Raw genomic sequence first — 21,714 nt, forward strand, 5'->3', positions numbered from 1 at the left:
CACTTTATCTGAATGGGATTTTTGCTGAGATTATTTTCGAAGAATGCTCTTTTTGTCTTCTTTATTTTCTTGCAAATTATTGCTCTGGTTCTGATATTCTCTAAAAACGCCATGCAGAAATCCTGGATTGCCGGCCAATCGGCGGCTTTAAATTCCTGGATCTCCGGATATATTGATGAAGGGGTTTCATACCTTAAGCTGAAACAGATCAACGAAGACCTTGTTGCCCAGAATAAAGCCCTAATGACAGAGCTTTATGGAAAAGAAGGTGCGAAGAATCCTGTTTTCAGAAAAGTTCACGATACTTTAGGAGGCGGGCAGATCTATACATTTGTAGACGGGGAAATTGTTTTTAACAGTATCAACAGACGTAATAATTATTTTACCATCAATCGTGGAAAACGCGATGGGGTATTTCCTCAGATGGGTGTAATGGCTCCGAAAGGGATCGCGGGGATCGTTATTAATTCTACAGACAGCTATGCATTGGTTCAGTCTGTTTTAAGTGTCAGTACGATCAGAATTAATGCTTCCCTTAAAAACTCCGGATATTTCGGTACACTTACCTGGAACGGAGACAACTCAAGAGTGATGCACCTGGCGGATATTCCGAAGTATGTTGCATTAAAAGTTGGAGACACCGTGGTTACAGACGGTAAATCAGCAATCTTCCCTAAAGGCGTTATGATCGGAACAATCGCAGGGTATTCCGTAGATAATAAAACAGGATTCTGGGACATTTCAGTAGAGCTGAGCGAAAAGATGGGGGCTTTAAACAAAGTATTTGTCGTTAAAAACCTTAAGAAAGCTGAAGTACAGAAAATTCAGGATACATTGCAGGCAGTAATAAAAAAAGAAAATGATTAGCAGGACTTTATTTACGGATATATTGATCATGATTTTTCTTGTTGCACTGCAAATTTTTGTATTGAACAGGATCACCTTGCTGGGTAAATATACTCCGGTGTTATATCCTGTATTCGTTATGTTTTATCCTTTCTTCAGAAATAAATTTCAATTTTTAGCATTAAGTTTCCTGATCGGTCTGGCAGTCGATGCTTTCTTAAATTCATGGGGTATCAATGCATTGGCAACTACTTTGATTGCCTATTTCAGAACTTTGATTTTCAGGACTTCTACCGATACTTCCACAGACTTTTTCTCGTTTCAGTCCCTTCAGTGGGCGCAGTTTTTGCTGTTTCTTTTTTCAAGTATCTTTCTGCATCAGCTTTTAGTACAATATATTGAGTTTTTTAAGTTGAGCAGATTTTTTGAAATATTACTTAATGTGTTGGTAACAAGTATAATTTCCTTTATATTTATCGTTATTTACGCATTAATATTTAAAATCAAACAAAAAGTTTGAACACACGTTATTTAAAAGTCTTTGCCGCCCTTGCTGTTATTGCCCTTATTTTTGTGGCAAGGCTTGCTTATTTACAGTTGTTTACAGACCGTTATGCCTTAAATGCGGCCAACACCTCCATTAAGATCGAATACATTATTCCGCAAAGAGGAGTTATTTTTGATAGAAACGGAAAAATTATGGTAGGTAACCAGCCTGCTTATGAAATTTCTTTCACCCAGGCTTTAATGAAACCTGATTTTGATACCCTTGGATTCTGTAATTTAATGAGAATCAGTAAAAATGATTTCATTAATAAGATCAATGTCATCAAAAAAGAAAAGTATTATTCCAAGCTAACTCCCATGACGTTTATCAAAGACCTCAGCAGGGAAGATATCGCTAGGGTTCAGGAAATCATATTTAAATATCCTGCTTTCAGCATTGTTTCAAGACCTCAACGTCAGTATGAAGTTTCCACTTCCGGAAACCTTTTAGGATACACCAGTGAGGTAAACGAAAGAGAAATTAAAAAAGATTCAATATACTATCTGCCGGGAGACTTCATCGGGAAAACCGGAGTTGAAAAATCCTATGAAAAAGAACTTCGCGGAGTAAAAGGGATGAAGTATATTCAAAAAGATATTAAGCTTCGAAACATAGGTTCCTATAAAAACGGAGCGCTTGATAAAGATGTAGTGACCGGAAAAGACATTACACTGACCATTGACTACGATCTGCAGAGAATGGCTGAAGAAATGCTGGTTAATAAACATGGGGCAATTGTTGCTTTAGATCCGAATAACGGCGAGGTTCTGGTAGCGGCAACAGGTCCGGATATTGACCCGAATCTTTTTACAGGGCCAAACAAATCAAAAAATTTATACGCTTTATCCAAAGATACACTTTACGAAAATAAGCCTACATTCGACAGATCTTTGCAGGCAGGTTATCCACCGGGCTCCACTTTCAAACTATTGACTGCCTTATCTGCAATGCAGATGGGTGTGATGGATGAGAATACTGTTTTCCCTTGCGGTGGCGGGTTTAATTACAGAGGATTAAGAATTAAAGGACACGGTGGCGCAGATCCGTTAATTCCTTCAATTCAGGTTTCCAGTAACTGCTACTTCTCTTATGCTTATTTAGCGATTCTTAATAAATATCCCGGGAATCCTTCAAAAGGAGTTGATGAATGGAAAGCCATCATGAGCAGCTTTGGAGTAGGAGAATTTTTGAATAATGATTTTGCCGTGGGTGCAAAAGGAAGAATTCCATCCGGCGAATTTTATGAAAAAAGAATGAAATCTATCCTTAAGGCGAGTGGTTCCAAAAAAGATTACAAAAACTGGGATGCTTTGGCTACCGGTGCGGTTTTCAACGGGATGGGACAGGGCGACGTTATGGTGACCCCTCTTCAGCTTGCCAATTATGTGGGAGCTATTGCCAATAAAGGTTGGTATTATACACCACATATTGTAAAAGCAATTGACGGGAAACCCAATCCTGACCCTAGATTTAAAAAGAAACATAAAACTTTAGTTGATCCCAAACACTTCGAGCCGGTTCTGAAAGGAATGGAAGCCGTAGTTTTAAGAGGTACAGCAAGAGGTTTAAAATCAAACGACTTTACCCAATTGGCAAAAACAGGTACAGCACAGGTTCCTCAGGGAAAAGATAACTCCATTTTTGTATTGATTGCCCCTGCAGATAAGCCCAAAATTGTAGTTGTAGCCGTAATGGAACATGCAGGTTTCGGAGCAACATGGGCAGGTCCGGCGAGTACGGTAATTGCAGAGAAATATATTACTGGAGACTTAAAAAGAGAGAATCTTTATAAAAAAATGACCTCAGCCAGTTTCATGCCCGAATATAAAAGGCAATGGATCGCGGATTTGAAACGTAAAGGTTTATATGTAGAACCTAAAGCAGATTCCATAAAACTTAAGAAAATACAGGACAGTCTGGATTTTATCAAGAAACAGAAAGAAAAATTACAAAAACAGATAGACACAGAAGTATCAACCAAAAAAACCAGGAAGCAATGAAATGGACGGAAGGATTAGATAAATTAGGCCTTGGTTTGTATTTGATGCTTTGCCTGTTTGCGATTGCTAACATCTATAGTGTTGACCAGAAACTTGGTGAAAAGCAGTTGATCTTTTTCTGCATCTCATTATTTGTAGGGCTTGTTATTTTTGTAGGGCGAAGCAAGTTTTTTGAAAACATGTCCGGAATTATTTATATCGGCGGTGTTTTGCTGCTGATAGGGCTTTTTCCTTTCGGTAAAGAAATTCTCGGGCAAAAAAACTGGTATAAATTCGGGAGTTTTACCATGCAGCCTGTTGAATTTGCAAAAATAGGAACGGCACTTATGCTTGCCAATTATGTCTCGGGGCCTGATTTTAATTTAAGCATTAAGAAATCCCTCTGGACTTCCCTAGCAATTATAGGTGTTCCTGCTGTTGTAGTGCTTGCCATTCCGGACGTGGGCTCCATGCTTGTGTTTATTGCATTTTTCATTGCCTTATACAGAGAAGGATTGAGTGGTCTTCTGTTTGGGATAGGGTTTCTTTTTGCTGCGGTTTTCTTAATTGCACTGGCAATTCCGCCCATCTATATCGTAATTGCCATTGTTGTGATTGCCGGAATTTTAATAGCAATGAACTATCATAAGATGTCCTGGGATGTTATTTCTATTTCAGGTATCGCAGGATCAATTCTTCTTTTATGCGGATTGGCTTTTGCCTCACCCTATATTTTAGAAAAACTTCCCAAACACCAGAGAGAAAGAATTGAAGTTCTTTACAAAGGAGAAAAAGCGTTCAGGGATACTTCAGGATACAATTTATTATACTCTAAAACAGCCATCGGATCCGGTGGACTTTTAGGAAAAGGATATCGTGAAGGTTCGGTAACCCAGGGAAAATTTGTTCCCGAGCAGGAAACCGATTATATTTTCTGTACGGTAGGCGAAGAATGGGGATTTGTAGGCAGCGCATTGCTGATTATATGTTACATGATCTTCATCGGTAGAATTTATTACCTCGCAGAAAAACAGAAATCTACCTTTAACCGTGTTTTCGGGTATTGCTTTGCATCGATCCTTCTGATGCACTTTACGATTAATTTAGGGATGGTTATGGGGCTTTTCCCGACAGTTGGTATTCCTTTGCCGTTCTTCAGTTACGGAGGAAGCTCTCTGCTTGCTTTTTCCATTATGACCTTTATTTTCTTTAAGCTGAATTATTCGGATAAAAACAGTCTGGTTTAAACGGGAAGCCTGAGGTAACAGCGTTACGGATATCTGCAAATCAATATTTCATTAAATCAAAATCCTAAAATAGCGATGAAAGAAGCTTATATCACAGACCAGAATTTTGATGACACAGACTTCATTCAGTTTCCATTGGAAAAAGGAGAGTATGAAAATTGTGTATTCAGAAACTGCAATTTTGAGTACTTTGATCTTTCTGAATTTAAATTTACCGACTGTGAATTCACCGGATGCAATCTGAGCATGGCAAAGCTTGATAATACAGCTTTTCGTGAGGTAGTTTTTAAAGACAGCAAGATGTTTGGGCTTCAGTTTAATGATTGTAATGAATTCGGGCTTTCATTTAAATTTGACGGATGCCTTCTGAATAATTCCACATTTTATAAGACTTCAGTTAAAAAAACGGTATTTAAAAATTCAAAACTCAATGAGGTGGATTTTGAAGAAAGTGATCTGTCTTTTGCCAGCTTTACTAATTGTGATATGATGGGTGCCATTTTTATAAATACCAACCTTGAAAAAGCCGACTTCAGGACTTCTTTCAATTATTCCATAGATCCGGGCTCCAATAGGCTAAAGAAGGCCAGATTTTCACTTTCTGAAGTACATGGACTCTTGGATAGGTTTGATATTCAAATTGAGAAAAATAGCTAAGAAGAGAAGTTAGAGATTAGAAATTAGAAGTTAGTAGTGATGTTGTTTATTTCTTTCCAGAAAATAAGGTTAAATAAAATAAAGACAGTCAAAATAAAAAAGCCATCAAATTTTGATGGCTTCATTATTTAAATCAATTATTTAAAATTAAAAACTTGTTGCTGAAGTTGCTGTCGTAGCAGCTAAGTTGTTATAAGATTCTCCGTTTTCATTAATTATTCTTTTTGCGAATCTGTATTTTGGTCCCCAATAAGAATCATTAAGCGAAGAAATCATAACCCCTCTTGAAGTGGCTGCATGAATGAATTTTACTTCACCTTCTTCAGTTACACTTTCTACAATACCTACGTGAGAAATTCTTCTTCCGTGAGAAAAGAAAATCAAATCACCTTTCTGTAGGTTTTCTTTTTCAATTCTTTCACCTTCCTGAGCCTGAGAAGCTGCTACTCTTGGTAAGCTAAGCCCTGCTGCTGCTCCGAATACGGAAAGAACAAAAGCTGAACAATCTATACCGTTTCTGGTCATTCCTCCATATCTGTAAGGAGTTCCAAGGTATGTTTCAGCTTCAGTTAAGATATTGTCTATCGTTTTATTGTATTTGACTGCTTTGGCAATCTGAGAATTTTTAATAGAATTTTTAGCATTGGCTAAAGATGCCGCCTTTTCAGCAAGAAATGAATTGATCAATGTCTGCTTATCCAGTTCCATTTTCTTGGTATCAATAGAAGCTAGTTTGGCATCTGTTTTGTATTCTTTGGAGTAAGTTGCCGGTTTTGAAACTACGTAATTTGTAACGCAAGATTGTAAAGAAACTGTAGAAACTATAGCAACTAAATAAAACAAAACTCTTTTCTTCATATATATTTGATTATCCGTGTTAAAAAGGAATATTTATTTCCAAAAGCATTACAAAAGTAAAGATTCCGATCAAAAGAGCTTAGATATGATTAATGTCAGGTTCTTGTTTTAACACATTTTAACATATTATTTGAGTATGTTAAAGAAAAACAAACCGCAACGTCCCATTTTTGGTAAGTGTGCGGTTTTTTTTATTAAGATTTTTTAACAAAATAATTCCACTTTCCTTTATTGAAGAGTCTTTTAAATTTTTTTGTATAAAAACGGGTCAACTATTTTTTTAACGGTCTATTAAGGATTTGGCCTATTTTAATAGCTTTACCCTGATATTCTGCCCGTCACGAATTTCTTCGGAAGCGTTTTTAATAATAACATTGTTTGGAGTAATGGCTCCGATGATCATGGTGGTTTCCCCATTGGAAATACCGGAAGTCACCGGGATCCAATGAGCTTTATTTTTTTCTACTCTGATAACAAATACTCCCAATGTAGAGTTCAGAACCGCAGAAGTAGGTACAGATAATGCTTTACTGTTTTCACTCAACGGAAGGACTACATTGGCTACCATTCCGGGCAATAATCTCTTGTCTTTGTTGGATACATCCATTTCCACCCATTGTGAACGGTAATGATTATCCAAAGCTCCTGCGAATCTTGAGATTTTAGCAGTGAATGTTTCTCCGGGAATAGACTGTACCGAAAATTTTATTGACCCATCTCGGTTAAGGCTGCCTGTATAAGATTCGGGAACATTTACTACCAGTCGTAATTTGTCCTGCTGAACGAGATTGAACATCGGAAGTTCGGAGCCCTTCCCTGAAGGCCCCACATAAGCTCCTGTACTTACATTCCTTGTGGCAATATTTCCACTGAACGGAGCTCTTATCTGTAAGTAATTCTTAACATCCATCACTTCTCTGTAGGATGCTTTGGCAGCCTCCAGCTGGGCAGCATCAGATCTCTGAACGGCTAAAGCCTGTTCGAGGTCAAGAGCAGATATAGTCCCTGGCGTTTTACTGGTTTCTTTTAAACGGTCGTATTTTGCCTTGCTGGCAATATAAATGGCTTCTTTAGATTTTAATGCGGATGCTGCTGCATTTTGTTGTGCATTAAGTTCCGGAGCTTCTAAAGTAGCCAGAAGCTGTCCTGCTGCTACTTCATTTCCTACATCTACATAAAGTTTTTTCACAAAACTGCTTATTTTAGCATAAATGTCAACCTTCTGATAAGGCTGTAGCTCGCCCGGAATAGAGGCAGATGAGGTAAAATCTCCCTGTTTGGGATTAATAGCCTCAATATCTGCGGCCGGAGCTTCAGCTGCTTTTTTTTGTTCAGGTTTATCACTGTGTCCACAACTCTGTAAATTGAAAAGCAAAATTGCGGGAATAAAATATCTGGAGAATCGATTCATTTTATTAATTTTTGATAGCCGTTAGGTTATTTATTTTGATAGTTCTGGGATAAAGTGAATGCTTTCTTTATCTTCAGGGTCAAGAGAAACGCTTTGAGTCGTGGTTTTTCCCTGCCCCCATGCAAATGCAAGCGGAAGAACAAATAAGGCGGCGAATGTAGAGGCTACCAGCCCGCCAATCACTGCCCGGCCCAAAGGGGAAACCTGGTCTCCGGCCTCTCCCAGTCCTAATGCCATAGGAACCATTCCTACCACCATGGCCAAAGCCGTCATGACAATAGGGCGTAATCTTAATGCTGCAGCTTCTCTTGCAGACAAAAGAGCGTCGCCATTATGTTTTCTTAATTGTTCAGCATTCGTAATAAGTAATACGGCATTGGATATTGAAACCCCTACAGACATAATGATACCCATATAAGATTGCAGATTAAGAGTGGAGCCACACACCATCAGTAAAGCAAGAGAACCTAAAAGTACTGCAGGTACGGTTACCAATACAACCCCCGACACTTTAAAAGACTGAAAGTTTGCTGCCAGCATTAAAAAAATAACAATAATGGCAATAATCAGACTGTTCTGTAAACTGCTCAGGGTGTCATTGAGGGTTTCTCCCAGTCCGATAAGGCTTACGTTGAGCCCTCTTGGTAATTCTCCCATATTGTCAATCACTTTCTGAACATCTCTTGTCGCAGTTCCTAAATCAGTATGATTGAGATTTGCTGTTACAGTCAGCATGGGCATTGCACCCAGATTGTCTGTTTCACCGTATGTAAAACCGTCTTTAATTGTTGCCACATCTCCAAGATTCGGCCTGTTGGAGTTTTTTTGTAACGGTATTCCGGCAATTTCCGCTTTAGTGTTCATTTTATTTTCCGGAATCTGCACCTGAACGTTATAGCTGTATCCTGCTTTTTCGTCGGTCCAGATATTTTTTTCGGTATATCTTGATGATGAAGTGGAAGCAACAAGCGAGCGTGAAATCTCCGACACATCCACACCCAGCTGTGCCGCACGGACACGGTCTATATTAATATTGATCGCAGGATATTTAATAGACTGCCCGATTTGTACATCCCGCAAATAAGGAATCTTTTTGAGCTCTTCTTCAATTTTTTTAGCATAGTTTTCATTGACTCCCTTGTCTCGTCCTGATAACCTTACCTCAATCGGAGTCGGAGATCCCTGGCTGAGAATTTTTTCCGTAAGCTCGATAGGTTCAAATGAAAGTTTCATCTCGGGATTGATGCTTTTAGTTTTTTCTCTGATCTTATCTTTCAGGTCATCCATATTAGTATGGAAGTCTTCTTTTAATCCGACCTGTAAAACGGTTTCATGAGATCCTGCCATCCATAGGTAAATGGGGCTTACGGAAAAGAGGTTCGGATGGTTTCCCACATAAGCCGAAGTAATGGAAATATTGTCTTTTCCGACAATGTCTTTAATGCCTTCGAGTAATTTTAAAGTCTGGAGTTCGGTTTTTTCAATCCTTGTTCCGTCAGGAATACGCATGCGGACCTGAAACTGGGAACCGTTTACCTGCGGTAAAACATCTCTTCCGATACTATTTAAAAACAGAGCAACCAATCCCATTGTGATTAAAATATAAGCAGAAACGAAGATCTTTCTGTGAGGCATGATCCGGTCTAAAAATTTCAGATAACGGAATCTTATTTTTTCGAATAAGCTAACTTTTCCGTCCCGGTTGCTGTCTTCATGTTGCAGTAATATTTCTTTTTGACTCCAGGTGTTGGTTTCATCACTAAGATTTGCAGCCTGCAGTTCTTCAGCATCACTCATTGTATGTCCGTCTTTGGCTTTATGATGCTTTGCCTTCATCATCCAGTTGGCCATTACAGGAACAAATGTCTGAGCCAGGAAATATGATACAACCATGCTGAATCCTATCGCCAGAGCGAGCGGGAGGAATAAAGATCCCGGAATTCCGGCCATGGTAAATGCCGGAGCAAAAACAGCAAGAATACAGAATAGAATGAGAAGCTTTGGAAATGCAATTTCCTTACATGCATCCCAAATGGCTAATGCTTTGGATTTACCCATATCCAGATGCTGGTGTATATTTTCTATGGTCACCGTACTTTCATCGACGAGAATCCCGATGGCCAATGCAAGTCCGCTCAGGGTCATAATATTAATTGTCTGCCCAAAAAGATTGAGGAATAACACTGCAGAGATAATAGAAATAGGAATGGTAAGAATAACGATGATAGCCCCCCTGATATCCCCGAGGAATAAAATAACCATCAAACCTGTTAACAAAGCTCCAATTGTACCTTCACTGAGTAAGCTTTTAACGGAGTTGATAACGTAGGCAGACTGATCAAATTCAAAGCTCACCTTTACGTCATCAGGGAGGTTCGACTGAATTTGTGGAAGTTGTTTTTTGAGATTTTGAACGACATCCCAGGTTGAAGCATCAGCACTTTTTGCGATACTCAGATATACAGAACGGCGCCCGTTAACCAGAGCGTAGCCGGAAGTTATATCCGCTCCGTCACTTACTGTTGCAACATCTTTTAAATAAAGATTCTGAACGGCTCCTTTATATAAGGGGATGTTTTCAAAATCTTTTACATTTTTAATCATCGTATTGGTGGGAGTGATGTAATATTTATCACCGATACGAATGTTTCCTGAAGGAGCAGTCTGGTTATTTAACCGCAGTGCTTCTACCAGCTGGTCCGGGGTCAGGTTGTGCTGACGGAGCAGATCAGGATTGGCATTAATGACAACTGTACGGATATTTCCCCCGAACGGTGGTGAAGAAACAATTCCGGGAATGGAGGTAAATGTGGAACGCACATATACGTTAGCAAGATCAAGCAGTTCATTATTAGTTCTTTTGTCACTGCTTAAAACAAGCTGTCCTACCGGTAGGGTGGAAGCATCAAAACGTATGATAAACGGTGGGTTGGAACCCGGAGGAAATGCTGCCTGAATCCTGGTTGAGAATGAATTGAGCTCAGCAGCGGCCTGTGCCATATTGGTCCCCGGATAGAAATTGATTTTCATCAGCGTCAGACCCTGAATATTTTTGGTTTCAATACTTTTGATTCCGTTGACGAAAAGGAAGATATTGATGTATTGTTTCGCGAAAAATGCTTCCATCTGCTGAGGCGTGTAGCCACTGAACGGATGGGAAACATAGATTACGGGTAAATCCAACTTAGGGAAGATATCGATTTTGACGGAGCCGACAGAACGTATTCCGAAGAAAAACAGCCCTGCGACAATCACCAAAATCGTAATGGGTTTTCTTAATGCAAATCTTATTAAGTTCATTTATAATAGTGTTGATATCATTTATATTATTCTTACAATTCACTTTCGAAAACGGTAAAGTCTCCTGTTGCTGCTGCTTTCAATAGTAGTGCATTCCAAACGTTGCTTACAGCAATATCCCTGTCGGTTTCAGCCCTGATTAAGGCATAGATCGCCTGAGAAAGATCAACAAGATCCGTTAATCCGTTTTTGTACAATACAGATCTTTGGATGTAGGCATCATTGGCTGATTTTAGCTGTATGGGAACCTGTTCATACACGATCAGTGAATTTTTCCATTTGTTTTCAGATAAATCCATTTGAGCTTTAAGCTGTTGTTCGGCTAAATCATATTCATGTTTCAGACCCTGGCTTATATAATCCTGAGCACTGATTTCTTTAGAGAGCCTGAAAGTTTGGGTGAAGTTCCAGGAGATCCCTAATCCTACAAGGTAGTTACTTCTGGTTGGATGAATGCCATCCCAATAAGAGGATGAAAAATCATTCTGATTCTGGGCGTAGCTGTTTCCGAATCCTGAAGCTCTGGTTTGTATAATTCCTACCATAGAAAATGACGGATAATATTGTGTCTTCAGATATTGTTTTTCCTGTTCGCTCACCTCAATTCTGCTCTTGTATAATGTAAGAATCGGATGGTTTTTTAGAGATAAATCTGTTTCGGCAGGCAGATCTGCAGGAATTCTTTGAAGCAACGTACTGTCGAGGACAAACTCCTGAGACGGAATACCCATAAGCTGTGCCAGCTTATTCTCCTGTTCCTGTTCATTGTCTTTTGACTGAGTATAAGTGATCATTGCATTAGCATAATCGGCTTTGGCAAGAGACAGGTCTACTCCGGGTACAAGACCGTTTCTTTCTTTCACTTCCACCACTCTTCTTATCGTATCGGTTCTGGCTACATTCTTTTCATACGACAGTTTTAGTTTTTTAGCAGCCAATACATTCAGATAAGCAGCCGCTACTTTTATTTTGTGCTGGAAAACCTCATCGGATAAATCTTTGGAGTCTCTTTGTGTTTTGGATTCGGCCACTTTCACTCGTTGTTTGGCTTTACCGAATGAGAAAAATTCCCAGTTGACATTGGCTAAATACAAAGCTCCGAATGTGGCATTCCAGTTTTGTTCAGGAAGCGGAAGTCCGGAAGAAGCAACACCATATCCTCCGAAACCATATAAAGGCCCGTTTTGACCGTTTACAGTCCCGAAATCCTGTTGTACACTAAAGTTCAAGTTGGGTAAATACTGACGTTTCGCCAGTTCCACAGATTCTTGGGAAGATAATCTGTAAGATTCTTTGGCTTTAATGGTTCCGTAATTATGAACAGCGGTTTCCAGTGCAGCCTGTAGAGAAAGTACTTCTTGTGCGTTAACTTTATTGATAAAAAAAAGCGAGAATAAAGTGAGAATGAAAACTCTTAAAAGCATCGAGTATATTTTTTTCTTTTCTCAAAGTAAAAAATACATTTTGAAGCAAACTTGAAGTTTCAGCCAGTAAATTATAATTTAAATATTTATTTGAAGAAAATTTTTTATCCTGCGAAATTAACCGTCTGTTTCATGTTTTCAAATTCTGTAATAAAAAGTTTGGAAGCATGTTGAGGAATAAAACATTCATGGTTTTCATCCTTTTCAAAATACACCGTGATGCTGTGCCATCCGTTTGAGAAATCATAATAAACGGAGAACTTATTGACCTCACAGATTTGTTTGACGATGGAAAGCCCTAAACCGATACTTTCATCAGATTGATTGCTTTTTTTGAATCTTTTAAAAAGCTCCTGAGTAGGAACATCGGGAGGCAGTCCGGTATTGCTGATCTGAAAGAATCTTCTGGTAAGGTTGATCTCAATTCTGCCTTGTTCAAGATTATGCCGGATCGCATTTGAAAGAAGATTGCTCAGAAGAATTTCTGCGAGTGTAGGGTGTATTTTCACATATACTTCTTTTTCACACCGTCGGTTAAGCGTTATGTTTTTCAGAGCGATATGATCTGAATAGGCATGTAAGGTTTCTTTTTCGACCCGGCAGAATTTCAGTTCCTCATGAGTTAAAAACTCATGGTTATTAAGCTTTGTCAGAAGCATAAGAGACCGGTTGATCCTGCTTAACTTATCAATGGAGTTTTGAATATCAGTCAATAATTCTGCCTGGTTGGCATTGATTTCCGTTTCGGCCAGTAATTCTATTTTACTTTGAATAATAGCTAAGGGCGTTTGTACTTCATGAGATGCGTTTTCGCTGAATTCTTTTACCGATGCAAAGTCTTCTATCGCTTTATCTGTCATGATCTGAAGAAATTCATTCAATTTTTTTAACTCTTTCGTGCTGGTGGGAATAAGCTGCAGCCTTTCTTTCTTCTGAATGCTGAATTGCTGTAGCCCGTCAATAGCATGATGAAAAGGTTTAAGGATGATCCGGGATAAAATCCTTGCAGTCACTAATACGAGTATTGTAATCAGAATCATTTTCCAGAACAGGGCATTCAGCATGCCTCCTACAATTTCTTCCGTTGCTGTAATATATTTATAGGAGGAAATTTTATATACTGCATTGTTGGCAGCTGCATAGGTATTGATCTGTATTTTACACTCGTTGAGTGAGGTATCGTTGTTTTTGAGACATGTATGAATGATTTCCGGATTTTGGGAAGGGATTGTTTTTCCTTTAAATAAGGTTATAGAAATGGGCATTCCCTGTGATGTTTTTTCGGGAGTTTCACCATTTTTCAGCTGGGAAGCAATGCGGGTATTTACTGATTTGAGTCGTTCTATTTCTACATTATCCAGCCGTTTTTTGATGCTGGTATAGGAAATGTACATACTTACGGGAGTTACCAGTAATACAATGGCAATAAACCAGAATGATATTTTATTTAATAAATTCATGAGTCATTATATTTCAATGCATTAAACTTGTACCCTAAGCCATAGATCGTTTCTATATAGTCATTACCTTTCGCTGCTCCTATTTTTTTTCTCAGGTTTTTAACGTGTTGGTAAACAAAGTCAAAATTAGCCAAATTATCCGTATAATCACCCCAGAGATGATTGGCTATAGACTGTTTAGACAAAACCCGGTTCTTATTGACCAGGAAATATAATAACAGTTCAAATTCCTTTTGGGTGACATCCAGCCTGGCCTTCTGAATAAATACTTCGTAGGTATCAGTATTTAAAACAATCTCGTTAAACTTTACATCATTGTAGCCGTCCATTTTTTTTCTGCGGAAAACAGCTCTTAATCTGGCATGAAGCTCCGGAAGGTGAAAAGGTTTGGTGATATAATCATCTGCTCCTTTTTCCAGTCCGTGGATTTTATCATCTAAAGCATCTTTGGCGGAGATGATCAATATTCCGCTGTTGATCTTCTCTGTCTTGATATAGTTTAAAAGGTTCAAACCATTGCCGTCGGGCAACATAATATCCAGTAAAATACAATCGTAACTGTTAAAGCTTAATCGTTCAAGAGCTTCATGGTAACTGTAAACACATTCGCAGATATAATGCTCTTCCTCAAGATAGTAGGTGATGCTTTGAGCAAGTTCTTTGTTGTCTTCAATGGTCAGGATTTTCATAGTAATAACAAAATTAAACTTAAATTTTATATTAATTTTGAAGTTGTATATATTCTTGATTCTGAGACAGATATTTTACAGTCCGATTCAATCTCAATAAAAAACTCTCCGGAAAAACCGGAGAGCTTAACTAATATGGAACTTTACAGATGTTATTTTGTAAATAACATTTCTCTATATTTAGTCATCGGCCAAAGCTCATCATCAACCATCATTTCCAGATCATCAGAAGCTTCTCTGATTACATCGAATAAAGGTTTTACTTTGTTGCAGTAATCTTCTGCCTGCTTTTGACTGTTTGATACTGCTTTTGCAGTTTCTCTTGCTTTAATAAGATCTTCAACACCTAATTTGATTTTAGAAACGTTTTCAGAAATGTGAGTGATCAGACTCATCTGCTCTTTTGCCAACGTTTTGAATTCTTTATCTCCGAAGATTTCTTTAAGACCTTTTACGTTTTCAATTAATCTGTTTTGGTAATTTAAAGCAGAAGGAATGATGTGGTTTCTTGCGATATCACTTAAAACTCTTGCTTCAATATCAATTACGGTAGAATATTTTTCAAGCTTGATCTCGTTTCTAGCCTCTACTTCTCTGTGGGTGAAAACACCTATTTCTTCATATAAAGCCAAAAATTTCTTATCCATCTCCTGCTTCAAAGCCTCCGGAGTCGTTTTTAAGTTGTTCAGCCCTCTTTTCTTAGCTTCTTTTGCCCAGTCGTCAGAATATCCGTCGCCTTCAAACATAATGTTTTTACACTGTTTGATGTATTCTCTTAATACGTTGAAGATGGCTTCATCTTTCTTTAATCCTGTTTCGATAAGTGCGTCAACTTCTTTTTTGAAATCATTCAATTGTTTTGCGGCAATCGTGTTCATTACCGTCATAGATTCTGCACAGTTTGCAGAAGAACCTACCGCTCTGATCTCAAATTTATTTCCTGTAAATGCAAACGGAGAAGTTCTGTTTCTATCCGTATTATCTAAAAGGATTTCAGGAATTTTTCCAACAACATTCAGCTTTAATTCAGTTTTTTCTTCCGGAGATAATTTTCCGTTAGTTACTTTTTCAAGCTCTTCCAACACTCTGAACAGCTGACTTCCGATAAATACGGAAATAATTGCCGGCGGAGCTTCGTTAGCTCCCAATCTGTGATCGTTACTTGCAGAAGCGATACTAGCTCTTAAAAGGTCTGCATATTCGTGAACCGCTTTAATGGTATTCACGAAGAAAGTTAAGAATTGTAAGTTTTTCTTAGGGTTTTTTCCCGGGCTTAATAAGTTTTCTCCGGTATCGGTAGCTAAAGACCAGTTGTTGTGCTTTCCGCTTCCGTTTACTCCTGCGAATGGCTTTTCATGGAATAAAATGTGGAAGTGATGTTTGTGAGCCACTCTCGCCATGATATCCATCAACAAAGAGTTGTGGTCTACAGCAACGTTTACTTCCTCAAACATCGGAGCCAGCTCAAATTGATTTGGTGCCACCTCATTGTGTCTTGTTGTTACCGGGATCCCCAGTTTCATACACTCGATTTCCAACTCTTTCATGAAGTTCATTACTCTTGTAGGAATAGAACCGAAATAATGGTCATCTAACTGTTGTCCTTTTGCAGGAGAGTGTCCTAATAACGTTTTACCGGTTAATACTAAATCCGGACGAGATTGATACAATGCTGAATCAACCAGGAAATATTCTTGCTCCCAGCCTAAAGTAGGCGTTACTTTTGTTACGTTTTTATCAAAATACTGCATTACGTTTGTTGCAGCTTCGTCTACAGCGTTCAATGCTCTCAATAGAGGCGCTTTATAATCTAAAGTTTCTCCGGTATAAGAGATAAAGATAGATGGGATACAAAGTGTAGTTCCCATGATAAACGCCGGGGAAGTAGGATCCCATGCCGTATAACCTCTTGCTTCGAAAGTGTTTCTGATACCACCGTTCGGGAAAGAAGATGCATCCGGCTCCTGCTGGATCAATAGATTTCCGCTGAATCTTTCGATTGCTCTGCCTCCTTCAATAGGGGTGAAGAAAGAATCATGCTTCTCAGCAGTCGTTCCCGTCAAAGGCTGAAACCAGTGAGTGTAGTGGGTTGCCCCTTTGCTCATTGCCCAGTCTTTCATTGCTACAGCAACCTGGTCTGCAATGTGTCTCTGGATTTTAGTTCCTTTTTTAATTGCATCTAATATAGAAGTAAATGCTTCTTTCGTTAAATATTCTCTCATTGTTTCTTCTGAGAAAACATTTTGACAGAATAATTCTGACAGTTTTGCAGGAACTTCAACAGAATTATCTCTTCTGAAGTCCTTGAATGGTAAGGTTTCTAACGCTTTGAATCTTAAAGTTGACATAATGAGGTTAATTTTACGGGGCAAATTTACAAAAAAAATGAATTGAAAATATTTTTACCCTGTATTTTTTAGGGGTATGTTTGAAAATTGTAATTTTTAAACGATGATTTAATTTTTTTGAGAGGGTATTTGTAAATTTAAGATTTAAGGTTTGAAGTTCAATATTCAGGAAAAGGATATCTTTATCATGAATACATTATACATTTTACTTTTACAAAAAAACAGCATATTAAACTCCTTGTTAAAAGATACTTAAAATAAGTTGGCCGGAGATTTTGTATATTTGTGTGAAATTTATTTTATGACAAATTCGAGAGCAAGAGAAACAACGGAAGCAATTGAAAGATTGTATATTTCTATGAGACACCTCTTTTACAGAGGTTTTTTTAAACCTGCCGGTGTTTCTGGAGAAAGTATAAGAAGCTTGCTGAAAACAATCAATCCTGAAATTTACGGGACGATGAATGTTCCTAATAAATTGGAACTGGACGGGTTGATGTATGTTTTAGACAGACTTCCGGAAGGGATTGAAGAATGCGCTTTTATTCATCTTACTTCAGATGAAGGTTTCGATAAAGGAAGTTTCGAACCCATTGTTCCCAAAAAGAGAAGAAGAAACTGTTACAGGATAGATGAGCACCAGATGAATATTGAAGTTCTTTTGGGACGTTCTGAAATTTATGATATTCTTACCCACTTAACATTCTTATTTATAGAAGCGGATAAAATCCGTAATCTGGCATTTATTCAGGATGAAAACTGGAAACCGACACGTGCCTTTAAAATTATTGAAGAAGTAGTAAAAGGTGAAAAAAAATACAGCCGAAAAGAAAAAGAAGTTGCCCTTATTCATCTTTCCTCTTTAATAGGAAGGACTTTCGACGAAACATTAAGAGCTTACAATACTTTCGGAGATGACAGTAATCCGGACCGTTTGTTTAAAATCATCTATAACTTAGGAAAAGTAAGCTTAGAAGATGCGAAACAAAGCAGAGAAAGAGAAATTCATTTCAGTGCTATTTTAAAGGAAAGAGTAGGACACCACTATTTCGGAGAGAAATGGGCCAACAAAGTGAAAGAGGTTTTATTTGAAAATGGCCTTCACATGCGCCCGTTGCATATTATTTCTGCCAATATGCATTCCGTAAAAAATATGCTGTACGCGAATGATGCATTGAAGAAAAAAGATCATAAAGAAGTAGACTATAAATTATACGGAGAAATCTCTGATAAAAAAGAACTTCGTGATAAAGTTTCCAAATATGCTTTAGATCAGGGATTGATTTATATTGATGACAAGAGCGGTAGTAACATTGATGTTCAGATCATTGATTTAAGCAAGACTAATCTTAAAAATACACCGTTTGGAAATATAAAATATGGTGGTGACGATGTGATCATGGTTTTTGACTATGCGTTCGGAGAACAGGCTTTTGAAGTGATGGATGAGTTGCTGAGACCTTTCGAGCACAAAGGAGAGGTGTATATGATGAAAGTGAAATCTGTTTCGATTATGGGTAAAGCGGGAATTCTGACAGGAGAAAAAGGAGATATTATGATTCCTACTTCTCATATTTTTGAAGGAACAGCGGATAATTATCCATTTGAAAATGCTTTGAAGCTGGAAGATTTTAATGATGATGAACTGAAAGCTTTTGAAGGATCGATGATTACCGTTTTAGGGACTTCACTTCAAAACAGAGATATTTTATCCTACTTTATGAATACTTCCTGGAAAGCGATCGGTCTTGAAATGGAAGGAGCTCACTATCAGAAAGCAATTCAGGTGGCTTCTAAAATAAGACATCATATTTCTCCGGATCTGTTCGTGTGTTATGCTTACTACGCTTCTGATAACCCTTTGGAAACGGGAAGTACACTTTCTTCAGGAGGTTTGGGTCTTACAGGTGTAAAACCGACTTACCTCATTACCTTAAAAATCCTTGAAAAGATTTTACAAAGTGGAAAAAAAGAAATTTCCGCTAAAAAATAATTGATTATTCAATTCGATATAAACCTCAGGTGTTTTGCATCTGAGGTTTTTTATTTAAACACTAATGACACTAATTTTTTTCACAAATTCCACGAATAAATATTGGTGTTAAAAATTGTGTATTCATTTGTGATAGTTGTGTTTAAAAATCTACGCGGGACAGGAGTGGTGTGGAAGAAATAGAAAAGGAAAGCTTTTACTGTGTTTCCTGGCTATAATTTAAACTGCTTCCTAATACTATTAGGTTCTTTCGGATAATAAATTTGTTAATTCAAGGCTTGATGGGTTCAAAGCTTATAGGTTTTTAAAACCTATAAGCTTTAATTTTTTAGAATGCATCTGCAAGTTCCCACCATGATAAAAATGACATCATTTTTTAGGATGGACCAAAAAAAATTAAATACCTATCTTTAAAAAAGTATAAAATTTTACATCATGAGCTCAGTTTCACAATTAGCCAAAAGATTCAGAGAGGTTCTGCTTGATGGATTCTGGATCGCCAATACCAATTTTAAAGACAAGCTTTCAGACGTAAACTGGCAGCAGGCAACAACAAAAGTTGATTCTTTGAATACCATTGCGATGCTTACTTTCCATATAGATTATTATATTGCAGGCCTTGTAAATGTTTTTGAAGGTGGCGATTTGGAAATAAAAGATAAATACAGCTTTGACCTTCCACCAATCGAGTCTCAGGAACAATGGGAAGAGCTGCTTAATAAGTTATGGAAGGATTCTGAAAAATTTGCCATTTTATTGGAACAAATGCCGGATTCCAAACTGGATGAAGTTTTTATAGACGAAAAATATGGAACTTACTTAAGAAATATTGAGGGAATGATTGAGCACAGCTACTATCATTTAGGGCAGATCACTTTGATTAAAAAGCTATTGACACATCAATAGACTGACTTCTATGGATTCATGCATTTTCATGACCATATTTACATAGATCTTCACAGATGCTTGTTAAAAAAATCTGCACAATCCGCTAAATCTGCAAGAAAAAAAAATAACTGAAAATCTTTCGGGAAGCTCCATATTTGAGCTTCTTTATAAATTACATACCTTTAAAAAAAAATAAATTTTAAATGAAAAAATCGGTTGCAATCCTGTTTGCATTTATCATTTCACAATTTCAAGCGCAGCAAGCCCCTTATTATCAGCAGGCTGCCAAATATAAAATGGATATTGATGTTAATGCAGAAAAATTTACCTACCAGGGAAATCAAACATTAGAATATACCAATAACTCTCCGGATGAGCTAAATGTAGTGTATTTCCATTTATACTGGAATGCATTTAAGCCCAATTCAATGATGGATCAGAGAGTGGCGACTCAGGGTAAAAACGGTGATTCAAGATTGCAGAAAGACGGAATTTCAAGACTGGCTTCGATTCCTAAAGATCAGGAAGGAGCTCAGAATATTCACTGGATCAAACAAAACGGGAAAGACCTGAAGTTTGAAATTCAGGAAACCATTATGAAAGTTTATTTAAACGAACCGGTTAAACCGAATTCAACAACGACATTCACAATGGATTGGGATGCGGTAATTCCTCAGCAGATCCGCAGAAGCGGAAGAAATAACAGGGAAGGTGTGGATATGACGATGACCCAATGGTATCCTAAAATTGCAGAATATGATTATGATGGATGGGCAACTTTTGATTATATCGGAAGAGAGTTTCATGCACCGTTTTCAGATTTTGATGTAACGATTAAAATTAATAAAGACTATGTGATCGGTGCCGGAGGAATCCTTGAAAACTCAACTGAAGTAAAAGGATACGATGCCAATGCTAAAATAAAAGCAGGAAAAGATAAAAAAGTAACCTGGAAATGGACTGCTAAAAATATGCTTGATTTTGCATGGAGCGCTGACAGGGATTATATCGTAAAAAGTTTCGATGTTCCTGATGGTCCAAAAGTATATTTGGTTTATCAGAACAATGATAGAACGAAAGTCTGGGAAGAAGCTCAGCCTTATGTTACCAAATATTTCCAGATCATGAACACTCACTTTGGGAAATATGTTTACCCAACTTACGCATTTATCCAGGGAGGTGATGGCGGAATGGAGTATGGAATGTGTACGATGATTTTAGGGGAAGCTAAAAATATTGAAGGTCTGATGGGCTTAATGGCTCACGAAGGATCACATTCATGGTATCAGCAGATGTTGGCTACGAATGAAAGTATGCGCCCATGGATGGATGAAGGGTTTACAAGCTATGCCGAAGGATATGTGATGAATCAGCTGTTTCCACCGGCAGATCAGCTTCCAAATCCGTTTGCCAATACTTTAAATGCTTATAGAAACTTTATTAAAAAAGGAATAGAAGAGCCTGCCGTATGGTTAGGAGACCATCATGATAACGGAAGTTCTTATACTTATGCTTCTTATGTGAAAGGTGAGCTGTATCTGGTTGAGCTGGGATACATTATGGGAGAGCAGAATTTAGCAGAAACCTTAAAGCAGTATTATGATCAATGGAGTATGAAACATCCTTCAGACAGGGATTTTCTTCATATTGCACAGAAAGTTTCGGGGATGGATCTGAAGTGGTTCCAGAATTACTGGATCAATACGACGAAAACGATCGATTACGGAATTAAGGATGTAAAATACGATGCGAAATCTACCACCATTACATTGATCAATAACGGACAGGTTCCAATGCCGGTTGATTTCAGTGTGATGATGACTGATAAAAAGATTGTCACTTATCAGATTCCGACCAACCTTACCCATACATGGAAAGAAAAAGATGCTTACGGGGAATTCAAAACAATGCCTTACTGGTCATGGACTCAAAAGGAATACACTTTAACGATTCCTTATACTAAGTCTCAACTGGCGGTTTTAGGAATAGATTTCAGCCAGAGAATAGCGGATGCGAATATGGAAGATAATTTTGTTGAGGTGAAATAAATAAAGAAGCCGCCCTTTT

General features: G+C 37.8%; 15 protein-coding genes. 8 read left to right on the forward strand and 7 right to left on the reverse strand.

Annotation, left to right across the window (positions count from 1 at the left end):
* The first annotated feature begins 12 nt into the window (after positions 1–12).
* The 5 genes from mreC to AB8P06_RS02185 all read left to right on the forward strand — a co-directional run bounded on the left by mreC (position 13) and on the right by AB8P06_RS02185 (position 5,276).
* Positions 13–867 (forward strand): rod shape-determining protein MreC, encoded by an 855-nt coding sequence (gene mreC, locus AB8P06_RS02165; protein ID WP_369837249.1) that lies wholly within the window; start codon positions 13–15, stop codon positions 865–867.
* The gene (locus AB8P06_RS02170; RefSeq protein WP_369837251.1) at positions 860–1,366 is read left to right on the forward strand and encodes a rod shape-determining protein MreD; all 507 of its coding nucleotides are present in this window, start codon (positions 860–862) and stop codon (positions 1,364–1,366) included. The genes mreC and AB8P06_RS02170 overlap by 8 nt, the downstream gene beginning before the upstream one ends.
* The gene (locus tag AB8P06_RS02175) at positions 1,363–3,393 is read left to right on the forward strand and encodes a peptidoglycan D,D-transpeptidase FtsI family protein (RefSeq protein WP_369837254.1); all 2,031 of its coding nucleotides are present in this window, start codon (positions 1,363–1,365) and stop codon (positions 3,391–3,393) included. Before AB8P06_RS02170 ends, AB8P06_RS02175 begins: the two co-directional genes overlap by 4 nt.
* Positions 3,390–4,619, forward strand: coding sequence for a rod shape-determining protein RodA (gene rodA, locus AB8P06_RS02180; protein WP_369837256.1), 1,230 nt, complete (start codon positions 3,390–3,392; stop codon positions 4,617–4,619). The genes AB8P06_RS02175 and rodA overlap by 4 nt, the downstream gene beginning before the upstream one ends.
* Before the next feature lie 75 nt (positions 4,620–4,694).
* Positions 4,695–5,276, forward strand: coding sequence for a pentapeptide repeat-containing protein (locus AB8P06_RS02185; RefSeq protein ID WP_369837258.1), 582 nt, complete (start codon positions 4,695–4,697; stop codon positions 5,274–5,276).
* Positions 5,277–5,423: 147 nt separating this feature from the next.
* Here the strand turns inward: AB8P06_RS02185 and AB8P06_RS02190 are convergent, their stop codons facing one another.
* The 7 genes from AB8P06_RS02190 to AB8P06_RS02220 all read right to left on the reverse strand — a co-directional run bounded on the left by AB8P06_RS02190 (position 5,424) and on the right by AB8P06_RS02220 (position 16,766).
* Positions 5,424–6,134 (reverse strand): C40 family peptidase, encoded by a 711-nt coding sequence (locus AB8P06_RS02190; RefSeq protein ID WP_369837261.1) that lies wholly within the window; start codon positions 6,132–6,134, stop codon positions 5,424–5,426.
* A 304-nt stretch (positions 6,135–6,438) separates the two neighbouring features.
* On the reverse strand, positions 6,439–7,545 hold the full coding sequence (locus AB8P06_RS02195; RefSeq protein ID WP_369837264.1) for an efflux RND transporter periplasmic adaptor subunit: 1,107 nt from the start codon (positions 7,543–7,545) through the stop codon (positions 6,439–6,441).
* Between the two features lie 30 nt (positions 7,546–7,575).
* Positions 7,576–10,845, reverse strand: a complete 3,270-nt coding sequence (locus AB8P06_RS02200) for an efflux RND transporter permease subunit (RefSeq protein WP_369837266.1) — start codon at positions 10,843–10,845, stop codon at positions 7,576–7,578.
* A gap of 32 nt (positions 10,846–10,877) precedes the next feature.
* The gene (locus tag AB8P06_RS02205; protein ID WP_369837269.1) at positions 10,878–12,269 is read right to left on the reverse strand and encodes a TolC family protein; all 1,392 of its coding nucleotides are present in this window, start codon (positions 12,267–12,269) and stop codon (positions 10,878–10,880) included.
* A gap of 104 nt (positions 12,270–12,373) precedes the next feature.
* A complete protein-coding gene (locus AB8P06_RS02210; protein ID WP_369837271.1) occupies positions 12,374–13,729 on the reverse strand; it encodes a sensor histidine kinase in 1,356 nt (451 codons plus the stop codon).
* On the reverse strand, positions 13,726–14,418 hold the full coding sequence (locus AB8P06_RS02215; protein WP_369837274.1) for a response regulator transcription factor: 693 nt from the start codon (positions 14,416–14,418) through the stop codon (positions 13,726–13,728). The genes AB8P06_RS02210 and AB8P06_RS02215 overlap by 4 nt, the downstream gene beginning before the upstream one ends.
* A gap of 152 nt (positions 14,419–14,570) precedes the next feature.
* Entirely contained in the window at positions 14,571–16,766 is a 2,196-nt protein-coding gene (locus AB8P06_RS02220) for a glutamine synthetase III family protein (protein WP_369837277.1), read from the reverse strand.
* A 301-nt stretch (positions 16,767–17,067) separates the two neighbouring features.
* Here AB8P06_RS02220 and AB8P06_RS02225 point away from each other — a divergent pair, with 301 nt between their 5' ends.
* The 3 genes from AB8P06_RS02225 (at position 17,068) to AB8P06_RS02235 (ending at position 21,695) form a co-directional block, all read left to right on the forward strand.
* A complete protein-coding gene (locus AB8P06_RS02225) occupies positions 17,068–18,759 on the forward strand; it encodes a DUF6909 family protein (RefSeq protein ID WP_369837280.1) in 1,692 nt (563 codons plus the stop codon).
* Between the two features lie 435 nt (positions 18,760–19,194).
* The gene (locus tag AB8P06_RS02230) at positions 19,195–19,665 is read left to right on the forward strand and encodes a DinB family protein (protein ID WP_369837283.1); all 471 of its coding nucleotides are present in this window, start codon (positions 19,195–19,197) and stop codon (positions 19,663–19,665) included.
* Between the two features lie 185 nt (positions 19,666–19,850).
* Positions 19,851–21,695 (forward strand): M1 family metallopeptidase, encoded by a 1,845-nt coding sequence (locus tag AB8P06_RS02235; protein ID WP_369837286.1) that lies wholly within the window; start codon positions 19,851–19,853, stop codon positions 21,693–21,695.
* Positions 21,696–21,714 lie beyond the last annotated feature (19 nt).

It is taken from the genome of Chryseobacterium tongliaonense (assembly GCF_041224435.1).
Classification (GTDB): domain Bacteria; phylum Bacteroidota; class Bacteroidia; order Flavobacteriales; family Weeksellaceae; genus Chryseobacterium; species Chryseobacterium tongliaoense.